We start from the raw sequence: 26225 nt of genomic DNA on the forward strand, positions 1-26225 counted from the left end.
GGTGTAACGAAATCGCCAACCCCGCCGGGGTCGGGAATATTCACGACCTGCAGTAACGGTACATACGTGCGCAACCCCGCCTGACTTACCGTTCAGGCAAGGTTGCGCTCGGTCACCGCTCGCGTCAGGAGGCAACCTGATTCTGCTTGCGCCAACGGATACCCGCCTCGATGAACCCGTCCACATCGCCGTCGAAGACCGACGAAGGGTTACCGGTCTCGAACTCAGTGCGCAAATCCTTCACCATCTGGTACGGGTGGAGGACGTACGAACGCATCTGGTCGCCCCACGATCCGGTGGTGTCCTGCCGCAGATCATTCATCTTGGCCTGCTCCTCCTGGCGTTTGCGCTCCAGGAGCCGGGCCTGGAGGACGCGCAGGGCGGCCGCCTTGTTCTGCAGCTGCGACTTCTCGTTCTGACACGAGGCCACGATGCCGGTCGGGATGTGGGTCAGCCGGACCGCCGAGTCGGTGGTGTTGACGCTCTGCCCACCGGGACCCGACGAGCGGTAGACGTCGGTACGGATCTCGTTCTCGGGGATTTCGATGCTGTCGGTCTGCTCGACCACGGGCATCACCTCGACACTGGCGAAGCTGGTCTGCCGGCGGCCCTGGTTGTCGAACGGGCTGATCCGCACCAGGCGGTGGGTGCCGGACTCGACGCCGAGGGTGCCGTAGGCGTACGGCACCTTGACCGTGAAGGTCGCCGACTTGAGGCCGGCCTCCTCCGCATACGACGTGTCGTAGACCTCGGTCGGGTAGCCGTGCCGCTCGGCCCACCGCAGATACATCCGCATCAGCATCTCGGCGAAGTCGGCCGCGTCCACGCCGCCGGCTCCCGCACGGATCGCGACCAGGGCCTCGCGGGAGTCGTACTCCCCGGAGAGGAGGGTGCGGACCTCCATCTCCTCGACCGCCTTGGCCAGGGTGACCAGCTCCTCGCCCACCTCGGCGACCGAGTCGGCGTCACCCTCGGCCTCGGCCATCTCGAGCAGGATGCCGGCGTCGTCGAGGCGGGAGCGCAGGCGCTCCAGCTTGGAGATCTCTCCGGAGACGTACGCCAGGCGGCTGTTCACTTCCTGGGCACGGGCCTGGTCGTCCCAGAGGTCCGGCGCGGAGGCCTGCTCCTCGAGGTCCGACTTGTCCCGGCGCAGCTTGTCGACGTCCAGGACGTTCTCGATGTTGCGCAGGGTCGCGTCGAGGGACTTCAGTTGCTCGGGAAAATCGGCAGCGCTCACGACAATCAAGACTACGCCGCCCGGCCAGATTGCTGGCCGGGGCGGTCCGTTCAACTCGTGGGAACTGCCTTGAGCCAGCTGAGAGCGGCCTTGTGATAGGCGACCGCGAACTCCAGCGCCGCCGCGCCGAACGGGTCACCGTTCTTCTTCGCCTCCTTGGCCTGCTCCTTCGCCATCGCCATGGCCTCAGCGTGGTACTGGTTGGCGTTCGAGTAGAGCGACTGCAACTGCTCCCCGGAATGCTGCTGGCCGAAGGCGACCCGGAGAGCGACCGGGTTGCGCAGCGCGTCCCGGCCCGGGCTCTCGGCGAGCCAGCGGGTGAAGGCACGTTTCCCGGACGCGGTGATGGCGTAGGGCTGACTGGATCGAGGGCCCGGCTTTCCGAGGCGGACGTACCCCATTTCGGCGAGTACGGGTAGTTCGCGGTAGACCTGGCTCCGCGTCATCGACCAGTAGGGCCCGAGGCGGCGTTCGGCAGCCGCCATCAGCTGACCGCCGGTCATAGCCCCCTCATGGAGGAGGCCGAGAAGGGCAGCCGCCGTCGGATTGATTTGGAAGTCGGGCATGCCTAATAAGCTGCCACTTTGTCGCGCCGCCGTCCAGGATTTAGCCCGATCCGTCCAGTTTGCGCCTCCACAAACGACTGTCCCGCACAGACAGTCCGACAACGAGGGTGCGCTTCGGGCGTTTCGCCGTTGTAAACCGCGTTGACCAGGTAATATGGCGCAGGCAAACGGTCAGACAACACGTTGCGGGCAGGAAATGCGCGAAAACCCGCGATTCGCCGTGCGAAACCAGACATTCGTTGCCTTCCGCCCCACCACTCACGGCGTGTGCAAATGGCGTCGTCCCGCGGGGCTCCTCACGGGACGGCCAGGCGGGTGCGTACGGGCCGGGCGGTTACCCTGAGCCCCATGAGTGACCGCCAGACCGCCCCGGAGATCGTCGAGGAGTCCCGGCTCACCGTGGCGCTGATCGCGGTGGCATCCGTCGCCTGGACCGCCGCGATGCTGTGGTCGGCCCGGGCCAGCATCACCAGCCGGGCGGACGCGGCGATGGAGGTGACCTCCACGGCGTACGCACTGCCCGGTGCCGTCTCGGCCGTCCTGGTCGCCGGCGCGGCCGTGGCGCTGCTCGTGCTCACGCTTGTCAGCGGCCGACGGCCGCTCGGCCCGACCGTCCGCTTCGCCGTGGCCACCGGCTCCGGTCTGCTCGTCGGCCTGGCCGCCGCGATTCCGATCTTCACGATCAACACGCTCGGCACGATCTACGCGGCGGTCGGTGGCACCCTCGCTGCGGCGGCGACCATCGGCGGCGCACTCGCGGGGCTGCGGATCCCCCGGGTCGTCGCGGCCGTGGCTGCGGCGTCGGTCGGGGTCTTCCTCATCGGATTCGTGCTCAACCTGTTCCAGGAACCGGTGCTCGACGCTTTCGGGGCCGGCGACACCGAGTCGTCCGCCAACGCGGCGCAGTGGTTCTCGTACAGCCAGGCCGCCCTCAGCGGACTGGCGGCCGGGATCATCTCCTACCTGCTGCTGCGGCGGGCCGGCGAGGGTGTCCGCTGGCCGATGTACGCACTCGCCGGAGCCGGCCCCGGCCTGCTGCTCGTGATCGGCGAGCTGCTGTCGCGCACCGCCGGCGCGGAGGTGCTGGAGCTGGCCGGCAAGGTGAGCGAGCTGGAGAAGACGGTCCAGGAGCTGCTCAGCACGGCGCGCCTCAACAACGCGCTGATCGTCGTCTTCGCCGGCGCTCTGACCGCGATCGTCGCGGTGGGCCGGACACTCGGCCCGGCCGCGGATTCAGCCGAGCCCGAGGCCGCCAAGCCCCAAGCTGCGAAGCCCCAAGCTGCGAAGCCCCAAGCTGCGAAGCCCGAAGCCGCGAAGCCCGAAGCTGCGAAGCCCGAGGCCGAAGAGGAGCCTCAGAGCAGTTCGTCCAGCTCGGAGACGGCGTACCACTCCAACTCGTGATCCTCGGCGCCGTCGACGGTGAACTGCGCGTCCGGGTCGCCCGCCAGAGCCTCCTCGACCACCTCGGCGGCGGCCGCGACCGACTCCTCGGCCTCGGCGCCGTCGACGTGGATGCTGGCCAGCTCGGCCAGGCCGACCGCCTGCGGTAACCGGACGGTGCTCGATCCGAGCTCGGTGTCCTCGCGGACCAGGCTCGCGGCCGGCACGTCGGCCGAGAGCACCACCCGGCGGCGCGGCGCGGCCGGGTCGTGGCGGAGCAGCTGCAGGGCGCCCTGGGCGGCACGGGTGAAGGCGACGTACTCGAGCTCCTCCTCGTCGCCCTCCGCGTACCACTCGCGGAGCGCCGGCGTCACCGCGTGCGCGATCGCCGCCTGATCGCCGAGCCGTCCGTCGGCCCGCAGCGAAGCGAGCATCGGCAGCGTGGCCGGCACGTAAACCCGGACCAGATCGGTGATCGGCACGTCTTTCCTCCTGCACACGGCACGTTCTGCGGTCCCGGACAGTACACCGTCATCGCGGCCGGGGAACGCACCGTTCCACCGGGCGTCTCCGGATCGTGGCGGCGACGAGCCCGGCGCAAGCATGCCACAGTAAACGGTGGCAAACTGAGGCTGTCGATAGGAGGGTGTCGTGCCGGAGCCCCGCTTCCTGCTGCTGTCCGACGTGGCGGCCGAGCTCAACGTGTCCGACTCGCAGGTCTATCACATGGTCCGCGGCGGCGAGCTGCCGGCAATCAAGATCGGCGGCCGTGGTCAGTGGCGTGTGGAGCGCGCCAAGCTGGAGGAATACATCGCGGGCAAGTATGCGGAGACCGCGGCCTGGGTTCGCGACAACCCGCTGTCGGACCGCGAGACGGATTGACCGGGTCGGCGGCTTTTGCGCCTCTTCCCGGATCGATGACCACCGCTTGTCGCCTCGTCCGACGCTGAGCCAGACTCGAAGCTATCGGAAGCAAACGTAGGCAAACGCAAGGATTGGCGGTGGCGATGCGCTCGACCCTCGAGGCCGCACCCACCGGGCCCCGGGCGGCGATCCGCCTGCGCCCGGTTCCCCGGTTCGAACCCCCCTACGACGACGAGACGACGTCACAGCCCTGGGCCACGACGTCCCGGCAGCTCGCTCTGAACTGGCCGGCCGACGAGGGGCGGGAGCCGCCGGAGCCACCGGCGACCGCGTCACCCGTCGTCGCCGGGGCCTCCGGTGACGCGAAACTGGCGGTCCGGCGATTCGTGCGTCTCTGCGTCGAGGTCCTCAACGGATTCCGGCCCGCCGCCCACCTCCGCCGGATGGCGCTGCCCGCCGGAGCGGCCGAAGTGGTGACCCAAGGGCTCGCGGGGGCGCGCCGAGCCGCCTCCCTCCGTGGCGGCATGAGCCGGGCCGGTGCTCGTCACCAGCGCCGGCCCACCCCGGTCGGCGTGATCGGCGTGAAGATCTGCGAGCCCCGATCCGGCGCTGTGGAGGTGGCGGTCACCCTTGTCACCGGTGACCGGACGTGGGCCATGGCGTTCCGGCTGGAGCTGCACCAGCAGACCTGGGCCGCCACGGCGCTGCTGATCATCTGAGACTCCCGGGGCGGCCGGCAGCGAACCAGGCGGCGGCCGTCCCGGGCACAATCACTGAGCGGCGGCCTGGGCCGCGTGGCCGCGTTCGCCGTAGCCCAGGCCCGCCGCAGCCCAGACAAGAGACCCGGCCCGGAAAGAGACCCGGGGCCCGGAAAGAGACCCGCGGCCCGAAAAGGGACCCGCGGCCCGGACAAGGCCCCGCGGCCCGGAAAGAGACCCGCGGCCCGGACAAGGCCCCGCGGCCCGGACAAGGCCCCGCGGCCCCGACAAGGCCCCGCGCCCCGGGAACGAAACGGCCCGCGCGATCCGGCCGGAGCCGGGCCGCGCGGGCCGTGACGAGAGAGGGGATCAGACCGCCCCAGGTGCTCCGTGGCAGCGCTTGTACTTCTTGCCCGAGCCGCAGTAGCACGGCGCGTTACGCGACGGGCCGTTCGACTCCGACTGACCGGCGGACCGGTTCGACCGGGAGCCGGCACCGGTGTGGGCCGGGTTCGCCGGGATGGGCGAGCCGCCCGGGCCGATCGCGACCGGCGCCGAACCCTGCTGCTGGACCTGCGGGCCGCCGCTGCCGGCCTCACCGTCGATGGTCGGGGCGGTGTACTGCAGGTTCTGCGGGCGGCTCGGCGTGTTGAGGCCCTTGGCGTGCACCTCGACGCGCTCCGGCTCGTCGTCCGGCACCTCGCCGACCTTGGGCAGCTCGAAGGCCTGGCTCGGGTCCAGCGTGACGGTGGGCGCCTCCTCGACCTGGACCTCCAGGTTGAAGACGAGACCGACGGCCTCCTCCTTGATGCCCTCCATCATCTGGTTGAACATGTCGAAGCCCTCGCGCTGGTACTCGACCACCGGGTCGCGCTGCGCGTAGGCCCGCAGGGAGATGCCCTCCTGGAGGTAGTCCATCTCGTAGAGGTGCTCACGCCATTTGCGGTCGATGACCGACAGCAGAACCTGACGCTCCAGCTCACGCAGCGCCTCGGCGCCGAGCTCCTCCTCACGGGCCTGGTAGGCGGCCTGCGCGTCCTGCTTCAGCTGCTCCAGCAGGAACTCCTGGTCCACCGAGTTCCGCTCACCGCCGGACTCCTCGACGATGTCGTCGATGGTGAGGGTCAGCGGGAAGAGGCGCTTGAGGTTGGTCCACAGGTCGTCGAGGTCCCAGTCCTCGGCGAAGCCGTCGGCGGTCGCGGCCTGCACGTAGTCGGCCACCACGTCGTCGATCATGCTGGTGATCTGGTCGTGCATGTCCTCGCCGTCGAGCACGCGCTTGCGCTCGGCGTAGACGACCTGCCGCTGCTTGTTCATGACCTCGTCGTACTTGAGGACGTTCTTGCGGATCTCCGCGTTCTGCGCCTCGATCTGGGTCTGCGCGTTGCGGATCTGCTTGCTCACCATCTTTGACTCGATGGGAACGTCCTCGGGGATGTTGAACCGCTCCATGACGGCCTCGACGGCGCCCGCCCGGAACCGCTTCATCAGGTCGTCCTGCAGCGACAGGTAGAACCGGGACTCACCCGGGTCGCCCTGCCGGCCGGAGCGGCCGCGGAGCTGGTTGTCGATGCGGCGGGAGTCGTGCCGCTCGGTGCCGAGCACGTAGAGACCACCGGCGGCCGTGACCTCGGCGGCCTCCTGCTCGGTGGCCTCCTTGACCTGCGGGAGGATCTCCTCGAGAGCCTTCGCGTACTCCTCCGGGCTCTCGACCGGGTCGAGGCCGCGCTGGTGCAGCTCGGCCGCGGCGGTGAAGTCCGGGTTGCCGCCGAGCAGGATGTCGGTGCCACGACCGGCCATGTTGGTCGCGACGGTGACCGCACCCTTCCGGCCGGCCTGGGCGATGATCGTCGCCTCCTGCGCGTGGAACTTCGCGTTCAGCACGCTGTGCGGGATGCCACGACGGCGCAGCAGCGTGGAGAGGATCTCCGAGTTCTCCACCGAGACCGTGCCGACGAGGACCGGCTGGCCGGTCGCGTGCCGCTCGGCGATGTCCTCGATGACGGCGTTGAACTTGGCCTGCTCGGTCTTGTAGATGACGTCCGGGTGGTCGATCCGGATCATCGGGCGGTGCGTCGGGATGCTCACGACGCCGACCTTGTAGACGCTGTTGAACTCGCCGGCCTCGGTCTGCGCGGTACCGGTCATGCCGCCGAGCTTCTCGTAGAGGCGGAAGTAGTTCTGCAGGGTGACGGTCGCCAGGGTCTGGTTCTCCTGCTTGACCTCCACCCCCTCCTTCGCCTCGATGGCCTGGTGCATGCCCTCGTTGTACCGGCGGCCGTGCAGGATGCGGCCGGTGAACTCGTCGACGATCAGGACCTCGCCCTCGGGGCTGACGATGTAGTCCTTGTCGCGCTTGTACAGCTCCTTGGCCTTGATGGCGTTGTTCAGGTAGCCGACCAGCGGGGTGTTCACCGACTCGTACAGGTTGTCGATGCCGATCCGGTCCTCGACCTTGCCGACGCCGCGCTCGGTGACCGCGATGGTCCGCTTGGCGACGTCGACCTCGTAGTCGCCCTCGCCGTCCTTGCCGGGCTGCAGGCGGGCCACGATCTGGGCGAACTCGCCATACCACCGCTGGGAGTGCTCGGCCGGGCCGGAGATGATCAGCGGGGTCCGCGCCTCGTCGATGAGGATCGAGTCCACCTCGTCGACGATCGCGAAGTTGTGCCCGCGCTGCACCAGCTCGGTCTTCGACCAGGCCATGTTGTCGCGCAGGTAGTCGAAGCCGAACTCGTTGTTCGTCCCGTACGTGATGTCGCACTGATACGCGGCGCGGTGCTCGGCGGCCGGCCGGTTCGGCAGGATCACGCCGACGGTCAGGCCGAGGAACACGTGCACCCGGCCGACCCACTCCGCGTCACGCTGGGCGAGGTAGTCGTTGACCGTGATGATGTGCACGCCCTTGCCGCTCAACGCGTTGAGGTAGGCCGGGAACACACCGGTCAGGGTCTTGCCCTCACCGGTCTTCATCTCCGGGATGTTGCCGAAGTGCAGGGCGGCACCACCCATCAGCTGAACGTCGTACGCCCGCTGGCCGAGGACCCGCTTCGCGCCCTCGCGAGCCACCGCGAAGGCCTCGGGGAGCAGCGAGTCGAGAGTCTCGCCCTCCTCGTAGCGTTCCTTGAACTGCTGGGTGCACTCGCGCAACTCGTCATCGGTCAGGTCGACGTAGTCGTCCTCGATCGAGTTGACCGCGTCCGCGATCGCCTTCAGGCGTCGCACCATGCGGCCTTCGCCGGCGCGGAGGATCTTTTCCAAAATCGACACGGGTCAACGCTCCCCTAGACAGTCTGCCGAACCATCGTAGGCACCTCCCCCCGGCACCTGTGACCCTGGCCTCCGGTGAAACTCGCAAACAGAGCGAAAGGCACCGCAAAATTCGCTGAGAGCGCAGCGCTTCGCCGCGTTCGAAACCTGTTTGGCGGCCGGGCGCGTCCCGGCGAGGATGGCCGTGTGGATCAGAAACCCGAAATCCGGCTCGAGGACGCGGGTCCCGGCTCCCGCACCATCGTCGACGAGACCGGCGCCGTTCTCGGCGGCCTCACACTGACCGGCGAGCGGCTCGAGTTCCGGGTGGAGCCGTGGGCCCGGCGACGCGGTGTGGCCACCGCCGCGGTCCGCGAGTTCAGCCGGTCCGCCCTGGCGGGCGGCCTGGAGCGGCTCGAGCTGCTGGTCCCGTGGGACGTGCCGGCCGCCCAGCGGGTCGCGCTGTCGGCCGGTTTCACCCGCGAAGGCGTGCGCCGGGGCGACCCGGAGTTGCTCGTCTACTCCCGTCTGTCGGGCGACCCGGAGGGGCCGTCTCTGCGGCTGCTGCCGGATCTGCCCGGCGGCGAGCTGTCGGACGGGGTGATCACGCTGCGCCCGCTCGGCGCGCAGGACGTCGACTTCTACACCGAGCTGCACAACGTGCCGGACGTGATCGCCACCTCCGTGCCACCCGAGCCGAAACAGGCCGTCGAAATACACCGCCGCTGTGTCCGGGCGGAGGCGCACTGGCTGGCCGGCAACCGGGCCGACCTGGTCATCGTCGAGACCGCGTCCGGGGAACGCGCCGGTGAGATCGATCTGTACTACCAGGAGCCGCCCACCGGTCAGGCGATGATCGGGTACAGCATGCTCCCGGCGTACCGTAAAAGGGGTTTCACCTCGCGCGCCGCGCAGCTGCTCGCCCTCTGGGTCTTCGCCGAGACGGGCATCGCCCGCCTGATCGCCGGCACCCTTCCGACCAATGTCGGCTCGCAGCGAGTGTTGGAGAGCGCGGGCTTCACACGCGAGGCGTACCTCAAATCGCGGCTTCCCGGCCCGGCCGGCAGACGCCTCGACGACGTGCAGTTCGTGCTCCTCGCCGAAGACCTGCTCGCGCAGGCCTCCGGCTGGGAGACCGACTCACATGCCTAGGCTGAGAATGCCGTAGTCGTAGCCACGACGGCGATAGACCACGCTGGGCCGGCCGCTCTCCTTGTCATGGAACAGGTAGAAGTCGTGGCCGACGAGCTCCATCTGGAAGAGAGCGTCGTCGACGGTCATCGGCTCGGCCGAGTGCTCCTTCTCCCGCACGATGCGCCACGGCTGGTCCTCGTCGTGCTCGGTCGGCTCGGTGTCGAGGGCCGGTTCGGTCAGCGTGGCTGTCCGACCGTGCGTCAGATCGGTGGGGAGATTCGCGGTGGCTGCGGCGACGGAGACCGGCGCGTGCCGTCCGCGGTGCACTCGGCGCCGGTCGGCGGAGCGGCGCAGCCGGGCGTCCAGTTTGTTGATGGCGCAGTCCAGGGCTGCGTAGAAATCCTGTGCCTGGGCCTCGGCGCGTACCACCGGCCCCTTGGTCATGACCGTGATCTCGACACGCTGGCAGGTGTCGGACTGTCGCGGGTTGCGTTCGTGGAAGAGCTCCACGTCCGCCCTCATCAGCTTCTGGTCGTAACGCTCGACCTTGCTCAGCTTGTCGGCGACATGCTCTCGATAGTGGTCGGGAACCTCTACGTTGCGGCCCTTGACGACAATGTCCACTCGTGACCTCCCCCAACGATGTGCGCTTCCGGACGCCGATTCGCGGCGCGGCCGGGCTACCTGGGTGAAAACGCCGCATCAAGATCAACTACCGGATGCGGTCTATGGGAGTGAGACGACTCCTTTCCGGTGAGGCGGAATGCTCCCGGCGGCGGATAAGCCTGCGCGCTTACCCTCGTCACCTAGACGCTAACCCGCCTATGCCCGCCAGTCACCCCTCGTTCGGGATACCGGAAGGCTGACCTTCGGCCCTATCGGCGGACCGGGGCACGATCACAGTCAAATGCGGCGGCTGATCTTGCGCAGTTCTGTCGCTGCGAGCACCGCGGCACCTGTGACCTGCATGTCCGCCTCCTCAAGCCGGCGTGCCACCGCCGCCAACGTGGCGCCGGTGGTGACGATGTCGTCCGCCACCACAAGCGTGCCTCGGGATCCGCCGTCGCGTTGCAGAACGCCGATTCGGGCCGTCATTCGCAGCGAATTGACAGCTACAGTCGCTCGTTCGGATGTCTCCAATGACGTTGAGTCAGGCCGGGGCAGCGCACGAAGCGGCTGTACGACGTTCACCCGGTATCCCGCGGCCCGCAACCGGCGGGCCGCGTGATCGGCCAGACGCGCCATGTGATCGCCGTACCGCTCCCGCCGGGCCGCCGCGGTCGACGGAACCGGCACCAGGGTCACCGGACGGTCCGGCGGCGCGAGGGCGGCGACCGCACCGGCCAGCAGCGCGCCGAGCGGTCCGGCGAGGCGATGACGACCTTTCTCCTTGTACGCCAGAAGCGCGCCCCGCAACGGTCCCGAGTACGGTCCGACCGCCACACAGGCCGGGAACCCGGCCGGCGGCGGAGTCGGCGAGGCGACCCGCGGCCGCAACGTCTCCAGCGCCACCACACAGGTCACACAGGTTCCGTACGTGAGCCGCACCCGCTCCGCCCCGCACCCCGCGCAGGCGCCGGGCAGCACCAGGTCGGCGAGCTCCGCGAGAACCATGTCAGTTCAGGTAGAACGGCGCCTGGGGCACCACGTCGGGGCGCGGCTCGCCCACCTGTCCGGCCAGTTCCTTCGCCAGTATCTGCACCGGCGAGGAGAGCGCCTCCCATGCGTTGGGCCCGGTCGAGTAGAGCACCGTGCCGACGTTGTTGCGCCGGGTGATCGGGTTGGCCGGGTAGGTGGTGAGGTAGGTGACCTTCTCCTCCTTGCCCATGTCCTCCAGCACCGGTGACTTCAGCGCCGCGTCGATCGACAGGTAGGTGATCGAGATCAGCTGATCGGGGGGCAGCACACCGGCCACCGCCAGCCAGCCCTCGCCGCTGAAGTCCACGGCGGTGACCGTCGAGAACGGCGAGAAGATCTGCTCCAGGGCGGTGAGTGCCATCCCGTCGCCGCTGACGTTGAGCACCGCCCGGTAGAGCCGCCCGCCGACCACCAGGGCCACCCGGCGTCCGTCCGGGGCCACCGTGATCGCGGTGATCGCCCCGGACGGGCTCGACCACGCGACCTCCTGGGCCGGGCCGCCCTTCGCGCTGAAACGCCAGAGCCGGCCACCCGCGATGATCAGTCCGAACGCCCTCTCGGCGCCCGCGGCCGGGGTGACGGCCCAGACCGGGTTGCCCATGCCTGCGGGCAGGCCGGGGATCTCGGCCGGCTTGGTCTGCGAACCGAGCGGGGTGTTGCCGACCCGGAGCCGTTCGTTCTTGCCGGAGCCGGTCACCAGGGCCACGAAGACGTGTGTGTCGGACGTGCCGAGAGCCGCCCGCGAGACGTCCTTGTTGGCCTCGGGCGCGAGGCCGGGCACCAGGTCCGAGCTGGGCCGGGTGGATTCGACCAGCCGGCGGACGGTGCGGTCGTAGATCACATACCGCTCCGGGGTGGGCACCAGACGGGCGGCCGGGTTGCTGGCGAGGAAGTCGTCACCGGAGTAGGTACGGGGTTCCTGGTGGCCGACCACGAGTTCCAGGAACTCCGGCAGACGGGTCCGCAGCGACCACTGGAGCTGCTTGCGGAGCCGTTCCATGGCCTCGTCGGCACCCTCGGTCGGTACGGCCTGCGCGCTCAACCTGATCTCGAGCCGATCGTCACGGATCGCGGGCACCTTGTTCTCGAGCTTGGTGTCTTCCGGCAGGGGCTCGACAGCGTCCTGCAGCCACGGGGCGGGACCACCGATCAGCCAGTTCAGGATGATCGTCGGCTCCTGCTCGATCGGCACGTCGCTGAGCAGGTAGCGGACGTCCGGCACCAGGCCGGTGCGCTCGGAGTTCCAGAAGTAGATCGTGCGCTCGTCGTAGAAACTGTCCAGCGCCGTGTCGCTGAGCAGGAGGTACGGTGGCGCCTGGCGTACGTAGAGGCCGTCGTCGGCGGCCTCTTCGAGCTGCAGTTCGAACGTGCCTGTCTCGGGCTCCGTCGACGGCTCCATGAGGCCGTTCTTACCGAGCGTGCCGAGCATCTGGTACGGGATCCGGACGGTGTCCCGGCCGGGTTCGACCGCCACCTTCCCGGTCAGCCGGATCACGCGCGGCGCGGCCGGCGGTTTGAAGCCCTCCTGCGCGTCCTTCGACATGAACTGCTTGACTCGCTCGACGGCGCTGTCGTAATCGCCCGCGGCGACGCTGAGGTAGTTGTTGACGAACTCGGCACGGTCGTTGGTCGAGTCCCGGGTGATCCGGCTGCGCAGGCCGCTACCGCCCGACGAGGTACCGGTGGACGGGCCAGGCCCGACCACGGTGACGTCCGAGTTGTCGGGGATCCCGCAGCCGCCCAGCAGCAGCACGGCGACGGTGACGCCCGCCATTGCGCGACGACCCATCAACTCACCTCCGCGGTCCGGTCCCGGGGAATCAACGGCAGCGGCGCCGCCACCAGCCGGTCGCCCGCCCGCACCGGCAGGGTGAGCCGGAACTGGGCGCCCTCGCCGGGCGAGCCCCACGCCTCCAGCCAGCCGCCGTGCAATCGCGCGTCCTCCACACTGATCGAGAGGCCGAGGCCGGTGCCGCCGGTCTGCCGGGCCCGGGACGGGTCGGCCCGCCAGAACCGGTTGAACACCAGGCGCTCCTCACCGGGTTTCAAGCCGATCCCGTGATCGCGCACGGTGATCGCCACCGCCGCGTCGTCGGTCGCCATGGTGATCTGCACCGGTTTCGCCTCGGCGTGCTCGACGGCGTTACCGACCAGGTTACGCAGGACCCGCTCCACCCGCCGTGGGTCGACCTCGGCGATCACCGGCGTGTCCGGCAGGTTGAGCTCCAGCTCGACCCCGGCCCGCTCGGCCAGCCCGGTGAGCCGCTCGGTCACCCGCTCGAGGATCGGCACCAGGTCGGTGTGCTCGGCGTCGAGCGCGGCGAAGCCGGCGTCGAACCTGCTGATCTCCAACAGGTCGGTGAGGAGCTCCTCGAAGCGGTCCAGCTCGGCCTGCAACAGCTCGGCGCTGCGGGCCACCGCCGGGTCGAACTCCTCCCGCTCGGAGAAGATCAGGTCCGCGGCCATCCGTACGGTGGTCAGTGGTGTCCTCAGCTCGTGCGACACGTCCGAGGTGAACCGTCGCTGCAGGCGGGACATCTCCTCGAGCCGGACGATCTGCCGCTGCAGGTTGGCGGCCATCTGGTTGAAGGCGGCCGCCAGCAGGGCCAGGTCGTCCTCGCCGTTCACCTTCATGCGCTGGTCGAGCAGGCCGGCCGAGAGCCGCTGGGCGGTCCGGGCGGCGACCCGGACCGGGGTGACGACCAGCCGGGTCACCAGGGCGGCCACCACGCCGAGCAGGATCACGAGGGCCAGGCCGGTGGCCAGCACGGTGGTCCGCATCAGGTTGGCGTCCTGGTCCTCGCTGGTCAGCGGCACCATGTAGTACAGCTCGACCTGCCCGAACCTGGTGGGCACCGGTGATCCGTACACCAGATATTTGGTGGTCTGTCCGTTGATCTCGGCGGTCCGGATCTGTTGCCTGACGCCGCCGCCGTCGCCGGAGACCGCCCGGATCATCTCCGGAGTGATCAGGTCACGGGTGTCCACGGTCGGTGGCACGGCGACGGCCGAGAGATCGGGGTAGCCGTCCGCGCGGATCGAGATCACCGTGTCGCCGCGGGACGACGACTCGCCGTCGAACAGCTCGTTGACCAGGTCCTTGAGCGCGCTCGGCAGCTCCGGGTCACGGCCCTGCGGATAGAGGGTGAGCTGGTCCTGGGCGTATCTCACCTTGGTGGTGAGCGCTGCCCGGGCCTCGTCATCGGCCCGTTTCAGCAGGATCTCGGCGCTGCGGTCGGCGATGAAGCCGCCGAATGTGCCGACCAGCAGGCTGGAGGCGACCAGGGTGATCGCCACCACACGCAGCTGGAGTGAACGGCGCCAGGCCCTGCGGGCCGGCGCCGTGTATCGCGTCAGATGCCGGGCGAGCACGCGCCACCAGCGGCGCACCAGTCGAAGGGCACGGCGCAGGGGCATCGGAAGCCAGGCAGGAGCACGCATCTCGCGGCAAGGTTAGCCGCTCCCGGGGATCAGCCGGTGCCCGCCTTGTAGCCGACACCACGCACCGTCAGGATGATCTCCGGCCGCTCCGGATCCGGTTCGATCTTGGCGCGCAGCCGCTGCACGTGGACGTTGACCAGGCGGGTGTCGGCGGCGTGCCGGTAACCCCAGACCTGCTCCAGCAGCACCTCGCGGGTGAAGACCTGACGCGGCTTGCGGGCGAGCGCGACCAGCAGATCGAACTCGAGCGGCGTCAGTTTCACCTCCTCGCCGTCCCGGGACACGGTGTGCGCCGGCACGTCGATGGTGATCTGGTTGCCGGGCGGCCCTATGGTCAGTGTCTCCGGGGCGGCGTCCTCACCACGGCGCAGCCGGGCCCGCATCCGGGCGACCAGTTCCTTGGGCTTGAACGGCTTCACCACGTAGTCGTCGGCCCCGGACTCCAGGCCGAGCACCACGTCGACGGTGTCGCTCTTGGCGGTCAGCATGACTATCGGGACACCGGACTCGGCCCGGATCGCCCTGGCCACGTCGATCCCGCTCATCCCCGGAAGCATCAGGTCGAGCAGCACTATGTCGGGGCGGTTCTCCCGGAAGGCGGCCAGCGCCCGTTCACCGTCCGCCACGAATGATGGCAGGAAGCCTTCGCTTCGCAGGACGATGCCGAGCATCTCGGCCAACGCTGGGTCGTCATCGACGACCAGTACCCGGGCTCTCATGCGGTCCAATATTGCACTGTCCTCCCCGTCTTCGCGTTACCTGGGGGCCGATCTTGCCGGGGAGCCTACTCCTGGACGTAGAAAAACGGGCGGTCCCGGTCCGGGACCGCCCGTGGCGCGGGGTCGATTACGCGCCGGGCCGGTCGAACTCGCCTGCACGGACTCCGGCGAGGAAGCCGGTCCAGTCCGGTGCTTCGAATGTGAGCACCGGACCTGTGATGTCCTTCGAGTCGCGCACCAGCACCGCCGATGGCGCCCCGGCGACTTCGACGCAGTGCCCGGCGGCGCCACTACGGCTACTCTTGCGCCAGGTCAGCATGGTGTCCTGCATGATCATCTTCCTTCCGTGGAATTCCTTTCCATTGGACCCCACGGCGAGGAGTCAACGGCCGATCCGATCCCTCGTCTCAGCGATGGCCGTTCGGCTCTCTTCTGGCGACAATGAGCGTTCCTGCAGGTCATCAAAGGCATCCCGATACACGTCGATCTCCTCCGGCTTCACCCGGAAGAGGCCGCCGGTCAGCCCTTCGATGTGCACCACCGGTGACCTGGTCCCGGGCGCGAACTCGAGCACCATGAAGGACTCGATCAGTCCGGCGTGCGCTCCGGCGTGGAACGGCAGGATCAACAACTCGACGCCGGGGCGGCTGCTCGCCTCGTGGAGCCGGTTCAACTGGCGGCGCTGCACGTCCGGCCCGCCGATCTCGCGCAGCAGGACTCCCTCGTCGATGACGATCCGCAGCTCGGGCGGCGGGACCCGGCTCAGCGTGTTCTGCCGGCCCATCCGCAGGGCGAGCCGGCGCTGGATGATCGCCGAGTCGTCGATGTCCGCGCCCGTCTCGATCACCGCCCGGGCGTACTCGTCGGTCTGCAGCAGGCCCGGCACCACCTGGGCCTCCCACTCGAAGATCCGGACCGCCTCGGACTCCAGGGTCAGATATTCGTCGTACGGATCCGGAACCGACGACCGGTACGGCGTCCACCAGGCCCGCGCCCGCCCGCGATGAGCCAGGTCACGCAGCCGTCCACGATCCTCCACCGCGACGCCGTACAGGGTGAGCAGCCGGTCCAGGTCGGGCTCGCTGATGCCGGTGTGCGCCGTCTCGATCCGGCTGAGCTTCGACTCCGACCAGCCCAGTGCCGTCGCCACGTCGACAGCACGGCGCTCACCGCGGAGCCGGCGCAGTTCACCACCCAGCTCCCGGCGCGCTGTCGATGTCGGCCTCGCCACGCGACCAACCATATCTTTTGCAAGTTGCACAGAGGTCTATGCACTTGCAAGGTCTTTTAGTACCGGTAGTGCTCCGCCTTGTACGGCCCCTCGACCGCGATACCCAGGTATGCGGCCTGCTCTTTGCTGAGTTCGGTGAGCTTCACCCCGAGGGCGTCGAGGTGCAGCCGGGCCACCTTCTCGTCCAGCTTCTTGGGCAGCACGTACACCCCGACGGGGTACTCGTCGGTCTTCGTGAACAGCTCGATCTGCGCGATCGTCTGGTTCGAGAAGCTGTTGCTCATCACGAACGAGGGGTGTCCGGTCGCGTTGCCCAGGTTCAGCAGGCGGCCCTCGGAGAGCACGATGATCGAGTGCCCGTCGGCGAACCGCCACTCGTCGACCTGCGGCTTGATGGTGATCCGCTCGACGTCCGGGCGCTTCTGCAGCCCCGCCATGTCGATCTCGTTGTCGAAGTGCCCGATGTTGCCGACGATCGCCTGGTGCTTCATCCGGGCCATGTGCTCGTGGGTGATCACGTTGAAGCAGCCGGTGGCGGTCACGAAGATGTCGGCGGTGGCGACCACGTCGTCGATCGTCGCCACCTGGTAACCGTCCATCGCGGCCTGCAGCGCGCAGATCGGGTCCACCTCGGTCACGATCACCCGCGCGCCCTGCCCGCGCAGCGACTCGGCACAGCCCTTGCCCACGTCGCCGTACCCGAAGACGACCGCCACCTTGCCGCCGATCAGCACGTCGGTGGCCCGGTTGATGCCGTCGATGAGCGAGTGCCGGCAGCCGTACTTGTTGTCGAACTTCGACTTCGTCACCGAGTCGTTCACGTTGATCGCCGGGAACAGCAGTGTCCCGGCCTGCTGCATCTCGTACAGCCGGTGCACGCCCGTGGTGGTCTCCTCGGTGACCCCCTTGACGCCGGCCGCGGTCCGGGTCCACCGCTTGCCGTCCTCGGTGAGGCTCCGGCCGAGCAGCTTCAGGATCACCGCGTACTCCTCGGAGTCCGCCGTCTCCGGCGACGGCACCACGCCGGCCCGCTCGAACTCGGCGCCCTTGTGCACCAGCAGGGTCGCGTCACCGCCGTCGTCGAGGATCATGTTGGGCGCCTCGCCGTCCGGCCAGAGCAGCACCTTCTCGGTGCACCACCAGTACTCCTCGAGCGTCTCGCCCTTCCACGCGTACACCGGAACCCCGCGCGGCTGCTCCGGCGTGCCGTCGCGCCCCACCACGATCGCCGCCGCCGCGTGATCCTGGGTCGAGAAGATGTTGCAGGACGCCCAGCGCACCTGCGCGCCCAGCGCGGTCAGTGTCTCGATCAGCACCGCCGTCTGGATCGTCATGTGCAGCGAGCCGGTGATCCGCGCTCCGCGCAGCGGCTGCTTCGCCCCGAACTCCTCGCGGAGCGCCATCAGGCCGGGCATCTCGTGCTCGGCCAGCTCGATCTCCTTACGGCCGAACGCGGCCAGAGACAGGTCCGCGACCTTGAAATCGCCCTCGGCGAGCATGGCGGTCATGGCAGATCTCCTGGGTTCTCGGCATCCGAAGCAGCGGTTCACTCTAAGCCGATCAAAGGCCGCAAAACCCTTCTTTCGTACGACCTGAGCGGCCCCTCCGAACGCACCACCGCCATGCCCACCGCTCCGCGTGGTGACCCGCGGCTCACCGGCGGACGTAAATCACCACACTGCCGGGCCCACCGCCCCGCGTGGTGACCCGCGGCTCACCGGCGGACGTAAATCACCACACTGCCGGGCCCACCGCCCCGCGTGGTGACCCGCGGCTCACCGGCGGGCGTAAATCACCACACCGCCGGGCCTGTGCGCCCGCGTGGTGATTCGGGGCGCGGACCGGGCCGCGAATAGCGAACGGGGCGACAGGTCGAAACCCGCCGCCCCGTTCATCCCCCCGGTTTGGTACCGCGCGCGTCCGTGGGACCCCCCGATCACCAATGACGCTGCGTGCTCTTAGATTCACACTCCGCAACCATCATGTCAAGTTATTTGCAGAAATTTCGGGCACGGATGCTCGACAAACGGTTACGGGGTGCCACCGTTCCGGACTACCCCTGAACGGTGGGTACCGCCGCCACGAAGAGCCGCCCGGTCCCCGCGACCTTGATCGCCCCGGCGGCGGCCGGCACATAGGCGGCCGCGCCCGGACCGAGCTCGACCGGTGTGCCGTCCTCACTCTGGCCGGCGAACACGGTGCCCTCGGTGCACAGGACGATGCGCGGACCGCGGGTGGGCACCTCGATCGGCGGCCGGGTGCCGTCCAGCTCGATCCGGTGCAGGACGAAGTCACCGACCGGGACCGTCCAGGTGTCCACGCCCGGCTCGACCGGGGTGGCCGGCAGCAGCGGATCCTCAAGCACCTCGAAGCGCAGCACCCGCATCAGTTCGTCGACATCCACGCGCTTCGGGGTGAGCCCGCCACGCAGCACGTTGTCGCTGGCCGCCATCAGCTCGACGCCGAGACCGCTCAGGTACGCGTGCAGGTTGCCGGCCGGCATCCAGATCGCCTCGCCGGGCGCAAGCCGGACCAGGTTGAGCAGCAGGGCGACCAGCACGCCCGGGTCACCGGGATAGTGGTCGGCCACATCGGTGGCGAGGCGGAACGAGTCGGCGTGCTCGTGGCCGTCCGGGATCGCCCGGGCCGCGGCCACCACGTCGTCGACCAGGGCGGCACGGTCGCCGACGGGCCAGGTGAGCAGCAGCCGGACCGCCTCGGCCAGGTCGCCGGCGTGCAGGGCGGTCACCACCGGTTCGAGCCGGGGCAGCTGGAACCCGCTGATCACCGCGGCCGCGACGGCGGGACTGCGGAAGCCGCAGAGCGCCTCGAACGGCGTGAGCGCCACCAGCATCTCCGGCTTGTGGTGCGCGTCGGTGTAGTTCTTCGGCGCGGCCGGATCGGCCTCCTGACGGGCGTACGCCTGCTTCGCGTACTCCGCATCGGGGTGGGCCTGCAGAGAGAGGGGGGCGGCGGCGGCAAGGACCTTCATGAGGTACGGCAATCGCGTCCCGAAGGTGCTCACGACATCGTCGCCGAGCTGCCCCGCCGGGTCGTCGCCGATCAGTCTGATCAGGTCGACCGGCCCATCCGGGCCCGGCACGGTGGACGGGTCGCCGGGATGCGCGCCGAGCCACAGTTCCGCTTCCGGCCCCTCGGTGGGGGCGGGACGGCCCTGCAGCTCGGCGATCGCGGTCCGGGAACCCCAGGCATACGGCCGGATGACTCCGGTCAACGGATACACGGTCATACCCGGCAAATTAGCAGTTGTCAGGCACCCTCGGGGTTACTGGCGGCTCTCCGGGATCGGGTTGGAGAGCTCCTTCATCTCGCTGATCGCCGGTACGGCCATCGGGTCGAGACCGTGCGCGAGCGCGAGGTAGAGCGAGGCGTAGTCGGGCACCGCGACCAGCGACGCGAGCCGCTCCAGCGACGAACCGCCCTCCGCCGTGAGTACGTCGCAGCGCACGCCGCGCCGTTCGGCGAGCGTCTGGATGGCGTCGGCACGCCGCTCCTCCACGGCCACCGGCTCGTCCGCGTCGTCCTCGGGGTTCAGACCGCCGTCGCGGAACACCACGAGCCGCAGCCGGGTCAGCTCCTCATCGGCGTCGTCGTCCGGGTCGGCGAAGATGTCTCGTGACGTCTCGGCCAGGCCGCCGAAGACGCCGTCGAGCAGACCCACCCGGCCCCGGCCGGCCTCGCCGAGCGCACCGGCCATCACCGGGTAGCGGGCGTTGGCGGCCAGCGTGTCGGCGAAGCGCCGGGCCGCGACCGTGGCCAGCGGCGAGGAACCCCAGACGATCGGCACCGAGCCGGCCAGCCCGAGGGCGAGCTCCTTGGCCGGGTTGACGAACGAGTCGGCACCGGCACGGCACCGCTCGGCGTCGGCGTCCAGGCGGGTGGCGGTCTCGGCGATGTCGGCCTCGGCCAGCTTGGCCAGGCCCAGCGCACGGCCGGCGAACAGCACCGGGATGGTCAGGCCCCAGAGCGTGGCCCGGGCCGGGGCCCGCCGGGGCACGCCGATGAACGGGGCGCGGGCCCGCTCGGCCAGCGCCTCCAGGTCGGAGCCCGGATTGCCGATGGCGACCAGGCGTGCACCGCGACGGGCGGCGGCCTCGGCGGCCGCCAGGGCCTCCGGGCTGCGCCCCGAGGCGGAGACGGCGATCACCACGTCGGCGGCACCGACCCAGCCGGGCACGCCGGCGCTGCGGTGGCCGATGATCGGTACCGGACAGCGGGGCCCGGCCACGGTGGACAGGATGCTGCCGGTGAGCCCGGCCGTGCCGATACCGGCGACGACGACGGCACGCGGGCGGCCCTCGTCGGCGAGCATGCTGAGGTCGACCTCGGCGGCCAGCGCCGCGGACTCGCGGACCTGGGCGCCGGCCGAAGCCGTGGCCCGCAGCATGCCGCCCGGGTCGTTGTCGAGCATCGACTTCTCGTCGTTGAGCAGCGACTCGTCGGCGATGCGGTGTCCGTTGACCCCCGCGGAGCCGTTCCGTGGGCCGGCCATCACTTGCCCTCCTCAACAGCCGAGTCCGAGCCCGAGCCCGAGGCGGAGCCGGAGCCCGAGGCGGAGCCGGAGCCCGAGGCGGAGCCGGAGCCCGAGGCGGAGCCCGAGGCGGAGCCCGAGGCGGAGCCGGAGCCGGAGTCCGAGGCGGAGCCGGAGTCCGAGGCGGAGCCGGAGTCCGAGGCGGAGCCGGAGTCCGAGGCGGAGCCGGAGTCCGAGTCGGCCGGCTTCTCCACCGACCCGTTGCCGAGCGGCCCGGCCGAGGGCGACGAAGCGCCGGCCGGGGCCGCCGAGGTGGCGGCGGCCGGGGCGGCGGCCGGGGCGGTGTCGGCCGTGGCGGCCGCCGAGCCGGGCTCGCGCGCCTCGTCGAGGAGCAGGATCGGGATGTCGTCCCGGATCTCGAAGATCCGGCCGCACTCGGTGCACGTCAGCGTCTGCGCGCCCGCGTCGTACTCGAGAGGCGCGTGATGCGTGTCCGGGCAGGCCAGAATCTCCAGCAACTGCTGATCGAGCGCCACCGACGTACTCCTAATCGCCGCGAAAGAACTGGGTCGACGCGATCCTATCCACGAACGATGGCCAGAACCTCGTCACGCAGTTCCGCCATCCGATCCGCGTCGGGAGCCTCCACGTTGAGGCGCAGCAACGGCTCCGTGTTGGACGCACGCAGGTTGAACCACGCACCGCCGCCGACCTGCACGGTCATGCCGTCCAGCTCGTCCACCGCGGCGCCCGGGAACGCGTCCCGGACCGCGGCGATCTTCGCGGGCACGTCGGTCACCGTGGAATTGATCTCACCGGAGGCGGAGTAACGCTCGTACTCGGCGGCGAACTCGGACAGCGGCAGCGGCTGCCCGCCGAACGCGGCGAGCACGTGCATGGCGGCGAGCATGCCGGTGTCGGCGAACCAGAAGTCACGGAAGTAGTAGTGCGCCGAGTGCTCGCCGCCGAAGACCGCGTTGGTCGACGCCATCTCGGCCTTGATGAACGAGTGGCCGACCCGGCTGCGTACCGGCTTGCCCCCGTTCTCGGTGATGATCTCGGGCACCGCGGCCGAGGTGATCAGGTTGTGAATGATCGTGCTGCCCGGGAACTTCGCCAGCTCGCGGGTCGCGACCAGCGCGGTGATCGCGGACGGCGAGACCGGGTCTCCGTTCTCGTCGATCACGAAGCAGCGGTCGGCGTCGCCGTCGAAGGCCAGGCCGATGTCGGCTCCCTGCTCGCGGACGGCCTTCTGCAGGTCGACCAGGTTCGCCGGGTCCAGCGGGTTGGCCTCGTGGTTGGGGAACGAGCCGTCCAGCTCGAAGAAGAGCGGCGTGATGGTCAGCGGCAGGGCCGGGAGCACCTGGTCGCCGAGAACGGCCGGGACGGTGTAGCCGCCCATGCCGTTGCCCGCGTCCACGATGACCCGCAGCGGCCGGATGCCGGACAGGTCGACCAGCGACCGCAGGTGGGCCGCGTAGTCCTTGAGGACGTCACGCTGCTCGACCCGGACCGGGCCGTCGGCCTCCGCGTTCAGGTCGGCGAGCAGCTGCTGGGCGCGCTGCCGGACCACGACCAGGCCACTGTCCTGGCCCACCGGGCGGGCGCCGGCGCGGCACAGCTTGATGCCGTTGTACTGGGCGGGATTGTGGCTCGCGGTGAACATCGCGCCGGGCAGGTTCAGCGCGCCGGAGGCGTAGTAGAGCTGATCGGTCGAGGCGAGCCCGATGTTGATCACGGCGGTGCCGGCCGCGTTCACCCCGCGGGCGAAGGCGGCGGCCAGGCCGGGACCGGACTCGCGCATGTCGTGGCCGATCACGATCTGATCCGGCTGGTCGCCGGACTCGCGCAGCATCTCGACGAACGCCGTGCCGATCGCCCGGGCCACCGTCTCGTTGAACTGGTCCGGGACGGTTCCCCGTACGTCGTACGCCTTGATGATCTGCGACAGATCAGACACTGCTCACCCCTGAAAGAAAGTCCCCTTTGGCCCGAGGGTAACGGAGTGTCGGGTACCCCCAGGTTTCAACCGCGGGACCGGTCCGTCATCTCAGCCCATCCCTGCACAGACGGTCCGCGGCCCTCGTCGTCTCGGGCAGCCGATAGCGCGGGGCCAGCCGGAGTGTCAGCTCACAGGCCGGTTCCAGGCCGATCCGGTGCCCCACCGAGACGAAGACCGGCTTCACCCCGGCCTGGGTACGCAGGACGGCTCCGACCGTCTCCCCCGCGTCGACCAGAGCCGAGCGGGCACCCCGCGGCTCGCCGACCGGCTCCCAGTCTCCCACCAGCCGGGTCTTCCCGACGCCGAACGCCGGGAGATCGGTCAGCACGCCCAGATGCGCGGCGAGACCGAACCGGCGCGGGTGCGCCAGCCCGTGCCCGTCACAGATCAGCACATCGGGGCGCACGGTCAGCCGATCGAGGGCGTCCATCAGCGCGGGCACCTCACGGAAGGCGAACAGGCCGGGGATGTACGGGAACGCGGGCCGCCCGCGGACCACGGCGGTGTCGGCGACCGAGAGGTCGGCGGTGTTCAGCACCACGACCGCGGCGGCGAGCCGGTCGTCGTCCTCCGAGTAGGCCACGTCCAGCCCCGCCACGGTCGCCGGAGCCAGGGGGCCGTTCCCGGAGACGACACGGGACCGGAGATCGTCCTGGACGGCAAGGGCTTCTTCCTCGGTACGGGGCCACGGCTGCACGCCCGAACAATAGTTACTGTTGTCTCTTGCGGTGACGCGGGTCACGATGGGGCAGGAGGTGCTGCCGGTGAACCCGTGGCTTGCTCTGACCCCTGGAGACGATCCGGCCGAACGGATCCGTCAGGTCGGCCGCGCCCACGAGAGATTCCTGGCCGGCGAGCGCAGGCCCGGACACATGCGCTCCGTCGTCGCCGACTCCTGGCTCCGCTCGGCGGCCTTCGTCAAGGCCGACGACACCCCGCCGATCGAGCTGGCCGACGACGACCTGGAGGCCTACCGGTCGGCGCACCCGCTCGCTCAGGTCATGCCGATCTTCCGTGACCTGCTCGGCGGACTGGCCGAGGACGGCGACCACATGATGGCGGTCTGCGACGCGCACGGGCGCCTGCTCTGGGTCGAGGGGCACCCTGCCACGCTGCGCGGCGCCGCCTCGATGAACTTCGTGCCGGGTGCGCGCTGGGACGAGTCGCACGCCGGGACGAACGCGCCCGGCACCGCGCTCGCCGTCGACCACGCGCTGCAGATCTTCGCGACCGAGCACTTCAGCCATCCGGTGCAGCGGTGGACGTGCGCGGCGGCCCCGGTGCACGATCCGGGCACCGGACGGCTGCTCGGGGCCATCGACGTCACCGGTGGCGATCACCTCGCCAACCCTCACAGCCTGGCCCTGGTCCGCGCGACCGCGCTCGCCGCGGAGGCGTACCTGCGTGGGGTCGTGAAGGTCCCCCGGAAACCGCACGTCGCGGCACTCGGCCGGGACGAGGCCGTGCTCGCGTTCGACGGCCGCAGCATCCGGCTCGGCCGGCGGCACTCGGAGCTGCTCGTGCTGCTCACCGTGCATCCGGAGGGGCGCACCGGCGACCAGCTCGGCTTCGACCTGTACGGCGACGACGTGAACCCGGTTACGGTTCGCGCCGAACTGTCCCGCCTGCGCCGCATCCTCGGCCCGGAACTGCTCGACTCCCGGCCCTACCGGCTGCGCGCCGACGTGGAGGTGGACGCGGGCCTGGTGGGCCGGCTGCTGGAGCAGGGGCGCACGGCGGACGCGCTCACCGCGTACCCGGGAGGGTTGTTGCCCGGATCGGACGCCCCCGGGATCGCGCGGCTGCGCCGCCGCCTGGACGACCGCCTGCGCGCCGCCGTGCTCGCCGAAGGCGACCGGAGTCTGCTGCAGACGTGGCTGAACCGGCCGTGGGGCGCCGACGACCTGGAGATGTGGGAGGCCTACGCGGCGCTCGCCCCGGCCGACCCGGTCGCGGCACGCCGGGTCGCCGCACTGACCCGCGAATACGCGTGCAACGTTCCTGCAACGTGGGCGTAACTAGGGTCCGCCTCAAATGAGGAGGCGAGACCGTGACCATCTACACCCCGCCCGGTTCTGAAGGCTCGATCGTCAGCTACCAGTCCCGTTACGACCACTACATCGGTGGCGAATACGTCCCGCCGGCCAAGGGCCAGTACTTCACCAACCCGTCCCCGGTCACCGGTCAGATCTTCACCGAGGTCGCCCGCGGCACGGCCGAGGACGTGGAGAAGGCCCTGGACGCGGCACACGCCGCCGCACCCGGCTGGGGCCGCACCTCGCCCACCGAGCGCGCCAACATCCTCAACCGGATCGCCGACCGGATGGAGCAGAACCTCGAGAAGCTCGCCGTCGCCGAGGCCTGGGAGAACGGCAAGGCGGTACGGGAGACGCTCGCGGCCGACATCCCGCTCGCGATCGACCACTTCCGCTACTTCGCCGGCGCCATCCGCGCGCAGGAGGGCACCGCGGGCGAGCTGGACGAGGACACCGTCGCCTACCACTTCCACGAGCCGCTCGGCGTGGTCGCGCAGATCATCCCGTGGAACTTCCCGATCCTGATGGCGGTCTGGAAGCTGGCACCCGCGCTGGCCGCCGGCAACGCGGTCGTGCTCAAGCCGGCCGAGCAGACCCCGGCCTCGATCCACTACCTGTTCTCGCTGATCGGCGACCTGATCCCGGCCGGTGTCGTCAACATCGTCAACGGCTTCGGCGTCGAGGCCGGCAAGCCGCTGGCCAGCTCGAACCGGGTGGCCAAGGTCGCGTTCACCGGCGAGACCACCACCGGTCGCCTGATCATGCAGTACGCCTCCGAGAACCTGATCCCGGTCACCCTGGAGCTCGGCGGCAAGAGCCCGAACATCTTCTTCGAGGACGTCAGCCGGGCCGACGACGACTTCTTCGACAAGGCGCTCGAGGGCTTCGCGATGTTTGCGCTCAACCAGGGCGAGGTGTGCACCTGCCCGTCCCGTGCGCTGATCCAGCAGGGCCACTACTCGGACTTCCTGGCCGCCGGCGTGAAGCGGGTGGAGAACCTGAAGCAGGGCAACCCGCTCGACACCGACACCCAGGTGGGCGCGCAGGCCTCCAACGACCAGCTAGAGAAGATCCTCTCGTACCTCGACATCGGCCGGCAGGAGGGCGCGCGGGCCCTGGTCGGCGGCGCCAAGGCGGAGATGCCCGGCGACCTGGCCGGTGGGTACTACGTGCAGCCGACGATCTTCGAGGGCCGCAACAACATGCGGATCTTCCAGGAGGAGATCTTCGGGCCGGTGGTCTCGGTGACGCCGTTCGGCGACTTCGACGACGCCATCAAGATCGCAAACGACACGCTGTACGGGCTGGGCGCCGGCGTATGGACGCGGGACGGCAACCAGGCGTACCGGGCCGGACGCGCGATCAAGGCGGGCCGGGTGTGGACGAACTGCTACCACCTCTACCCGGCGCATGCCGCGTTCGGTGGCTACAAGCAGTCCGGCATCGGCCGGGAGAACCACCGGATGATGCTCGACCACTACCAGCAGACGAAGAACCTCCTGGTCAGCTACTCCCCCAAGGCTCTCGGCTTCTTCTAG

The 26225-nt window shown here is 69.8% G+C and carries 22 protein-coding genes and 1 pseudogene; 6 read left to right on the forward strand and 17 right to left on the reverse strand.

Features of this window, described 5'->3' with window-relative positions; translation table 11 throughout:
* Nucleotides 1–124: 124 nt before the first annotated feature.
* Nucleotides 125–1237: a peptide chain release factor 2 gene (prfB, locus tag CLV67_RS01840; protein ID WP_106315362.1), complete on the reverse strand. Its 1113-nt coding sequence runs from the start codon at nucleotides 1235–1237 to the stop codon at nucleotides 125–127.
* A 50-nt stretch (nucleotides 1238–1287) separates the two neighbouring features.
* Entirely contained in the window at nucleotides 1288–1803 is a 516-nt protein-coding gene (locus CLV67_RS01845; RefSeq protein WP_106315363.1) for a PadR family transcriptional regulator, read from the reverse strand.
* Between the two features lie 348 nt (nucleotides 1804–2151).
* Here CLV67_RS01845 and CLV67_RS01850 point away from each other — a divergent pair, with 348 nt between their 5' ends.
* The gene (locus CLV67_RS01850) at nucleotides 2152–3204 is read left to right on the forward strand and encodes a hypothetical protein (RefSeq protein WP_203736948.1); all 1053 of its coding nucleotides are present in this window, start codon (nucleotides 2152–2154) and stop codon (nucleotides 3202–3204) included.
* Here the strand turns inward: CLV67_RS01850 and CLV67_RS01855 are convergent.
* Complete coding sequence (locus CLV67_RS01855) at nucleotides 3156–3617, reverse strand: DUF6912 family protein (protein ID WP_203736955.1); 462 nt, start codon at nucleotides 3615–3617, stop codon at nucleotides 3156–3158. The two genes, CLV67_RS01850 and CLV67_RS01855, sit on opposite strands and share 49 nt — an antisense overlap.
* Nucleotides 3618–3834: 217 nt before the next feature.
* Here CLV67_RS01855 and CLV67_RS01860 point away from each other — a divergent pair, with 217 nt between their 5' ends.
* Nucleotides 3835–4065 (forward strand): helix-turn-helix transcriptional regulator, encoded by a 231-nt coding sequence (locus CLV67_RS01860; protein ID WP_106315364.1) that lies wholly within the window; start codon nucleotides 3835–3837, stop codon nucleotides 4063–4065.
* A gap of 125 nt (nucleotides 4066–4190) precedes the next feature.
* Nucleotides 4191–4766: an Rv3235 family protein gene (locus CLV67_RS01865; RefSeq protein WP_106315717.1), complete on the forward strand. Its 576-nt coding sequence runs from the start codon at nucleotides 4191–4193 to the stop codon at nucleotides 4764–4766.
* A gap of 348 nt (nucleotides 4767–5114) precedes the next feature.
* Here CLV67_RS01865 and secA read toward each other — a convergent pair whose 3' ends face one another.
* Nucleotides 5115–8015 (reverse strand): preprotein translocase subunit SecA, encoded by a 2901-nt coding sequence (gene secA, locus CLV67_RS01870; RefSeq protein WP_106315365.1) that lies wholly within the window; start codon nucleotides 8013–8015, stop codon nucleotides 5115–5117.
* Nucleotides 8016–8201: 186 nt separating this feature from the next.
* Here secA and CLV67_RS01875 point away from each other — a divergent pair, with 186 nt between their 5' ends.
* Nucleotides 8202–9146 (forward strand): GNAT family N-acetyltransferase, encoded by a 945-nt coding sequence (locus CLV67_RS01875; RefSeq protein WP_239166144.1) that lies wholly within the window; start codon nucleotides 8202–8204, stop codon nucleotides 9144–9146.
* Here the strand turns inward: CLV67_RS01875 and hpf are convergent.
* The 13 genes and pseudogenes from hpf to nfi all read right to left on the reverse strand — a co-directional run bounded on the left by hpf (nucleotide 9135) and on the right by nfi (nucleotide 23348).
* Nucleotides 9135–9752 (reverse strand): ribosome hibernation-promoting factor, HPF/YfiA family, encoded by a 618-nt coding sequence (gene hpf, locus CLV67_RS01880; RefSeq protein WP_106315367.1) that lies wholly within the window; start codon nucleotides 9750–9752, stop codon nucleotides 9135–9137. The two genes, CLV67_RS01875 and hpf, sit on opposite strands and share 12 nt — an antisense overlap.
* Before the next feature lie 279 nt (nucleotides 9753–10031).
* On the reverse strand, nucleotides 10032–10742 hold the full coding sequence (locus tag CLV67_RS01885) for a ComF family protein (protein ID WP_106315368.1): 711 nt from the start codon (nucleotides 10740–10742) through the stop codon (nucleotides 10032–10034).
* Nucleotide 10743: 1 nt separating this feature from the next.
* Complete coding sequence (locus CLV67_RS01890; protein WP_106315369.1) at nucleotides 10744–12555, reverse strand: LpqB family beta-propeller domain-containing protein; 1812 nt, start codon at nucleotides 12553–12555, stop codon at nucleotides 10744–10746.
* The gene (mtrB, locus tag CLV67_RS01895) at nucleotides 12555–14183 is read right to left on the reverse strand and encodes an MtrAB system histidine kinase MtrB (RefSeq protein ID WP_106315370.1); all 1629 of its coding nucleotides are present in this window, start codon (nucleotides 14181–14183) and stop codon (nucleotides 12555–12557) included. The genes CLV67_RS01890 and mtrB overlap by 1 nt, the downstream gene beginning before the upstream one ends.
* A gap of 53 nt (nucleotides 14184–14236) precedes the next feature.
* Nucleotides 14237–14926, reverse strand: a complete 690-nt coding sequence (gene mtrA / locus CLV67_RS01900) for an MtrAB system response regulator MtrA (protein WP_106315371.1) — start codon at nucleotides 14924–14926, stop codon at nucleotides 14237–14239.
* A 127-nt stretch (nucleotides 14927–15053) separates the two neighbouring features.
* On the reverse strand, nucleotides 15054–15257 hold the full coding sequence (locus tag CLV67_RS01905) for a DUF397 domain-containing protein (protein WP_106315718.1): 204 nt from the start codon (nucleotides 15255–15257) through the stop codon (nucleotides 15054–15056).
* Between the two features lie 51 nt (nucleotides 15258–15308).
* On the reverse strand, nucleotides 15309–16157 hold the full coding sequence (locus CLV67_RS01910) for a helix-turn-helix domain-containing protein (RefSeq protein WP_106315372.1): 849 nt from the start codon (nucleotides 16155–16157) through the stop codon (nucleotides 15309–15311).
* Nucleotides 16158–16213: 56 nt separating this feature from the next.
* The gene (gene ahcY, locus CLV67_RS01915) at nucleotides 16214–17665 is read right to left on the reverse strand and encodes an adenosylhomocysteinase (RefSeq protein WP_106315373.1); all 1452 of its coding nucleotides are present in this window, start codon (nucleotides 17663–17665) and stop codon (nucleotides 16214–16216) included.
* A 545-nt stretch (nucleotides 17666–18210) separates the two neighbouring features.
* Nucleotides 18211–19407, reverse strand: a complete 1197-nt coding sequence (manA, locus tag CLV67_RS01920; protein WP_373873131.1) for a mannose-6-phosphate isomerase, class I — start codon at nucleotides 19405–19407, stop codon at nucleotides 18211–18213.
* 36 nt (nucleotides 19408–19443) lie between these two features.
* Entirely contained in the window at nucleotides 19444–20670 is a 1227-nt protein-coding gene (locus tag CLV67_RS01925) for an SIS domain-containing protein (protein ID WP_106315374.1), read from the reverse strand.
* A 353-nt stretch (nucleotides 20671–21023) separates the two neighbouring features.
* Nucleotides 21024–21185, reverse strand: a pseudogene (locus tag CLV67_RS01935) (Trm112 family protein); the annotation flags it as partial.
* A gap of 44 nt (nucleotides 21186–21229) precedes the next feature.
* Nucleotides 21230–22609: a phosphomannomutase/phosphoglucomutase gene (locus CLV67_RS01940; protein ID WP_106315375.1), complete on the reverse strand. Its 1380-nt coding sequence runs from the start codon at nucleotides 22607–22609 to the stop codon at nucleotides 21230–21232.
* A gap of 85 nt (nucleotides 22610–22694) precedes the next feature.
* Nucleotides 22695–23348, reverse strand: coding sequence for a deoxyribonuclease V (nfi, locus tag CLV67_RS01945; RefSeq protein WP_106315376.1), 654 nt, complete (start codon nucleotides 23346–23348; stop codon nucleotides 22695–22697).
* Nucleotides 23349–23394: 46 nt separating this feature from the next.
* Here nfi and CLV67_RS01950 point away from each other — a divergent pair, with 46 nt between their 5' ends.
* Together CLV67_RS01950 and exaC are read left to right on the forward strand one after the other, a co-directional pair.
* Nucleotides 23395–24669, forward strand: coding sequence for a GAF domain-containing protein (locus tag CLV67_RS01950; protein ID WP_106315720.1), 1275 nt, complete (start codon nucleotides 23395–23397; stop codon nucleotides 24667–24669).
* A gap of 32 nt (nucleotides 24670–24701) precedes the next feature.
* Nucleotides 24702–26225: an acetaldehyde dehydrogenase ExaC gene (gene exaC / locus CLV67_RS01955; protein WP_106315377.1), complete on the forward strand. Its 1524-nt coding sequence runs from the start codon at nucleotides 24702–24704 to the stop codon at nucleotides 26223–26225.

It is taken from the genome of Actinoplanes italicus, assembly GCF_003001815.1.
GTDB lineage: Bacteria > Actinomycetota > Actinomycetes > Mycobacteriales > Micromonosporaceae > Actinoplanes > Actinoplanes italicus.